Raw genomic sequence first — 418 nt, forward strand, 5'->3', positions numbered from 1 at the left:
CTTTTGACATTTCCCCACAGGACAAGCGGGAAAGGCAGGCATATACACGCACTTTCGCAAAGGAGGTTTTCAATGACGCAAGCTGTCACTTATGAACGAGAAACAAAGTCTGTCGCATTTCAAGGGAAAATCATTGTGCTGGAAAGCCTCACGCCGGTACTTCCCCCGAAGGAGAAAGCACAGCGCAAAAAAGAAATTGAGCGTTGTCTTTATGATGTGTTCAGCAAATATGGGGACAGATTTCCCTAATCATTCGCAACATTGTTGTCCGGGGCTGCTGATGGTATAATATAGTTGTAAGGTTGGTAGCTCCATTCCAACAAGGAAAGGAGCCCAATATGGAATTTATCAGAGAAGATTGTATTTACGCAAGACAGTCAGTAGACCGCAAGGACAGTATCAGCATTGAAAGTCAGAT

General features: G+C 44.3%; 1 protein-coding gene. It reads left to right on the forward strand.

Annotation, left to right across the window (positions count from 1 at the left end; all coding sequences use genetic code 11):
• Positions 1-249 (forward strand): hypothetical protein (locus GPK90_RS00410; protein ID WP_215701843.1); only part of this gene is annotated, 249 nt, incomplete at its 5' end.
• Positions 250-418: the final 169 nt, after the last annotated feature.

It is taken from the genome of Clostridium sp. MCC344 (genome assembly GCF_018785365.1).
Taxonomy (GTDB): domain Bacteria; phylum Bacillota; class Clostridia; order Lachnospirales; family Lachnospiraceae; genus Pilosibacter.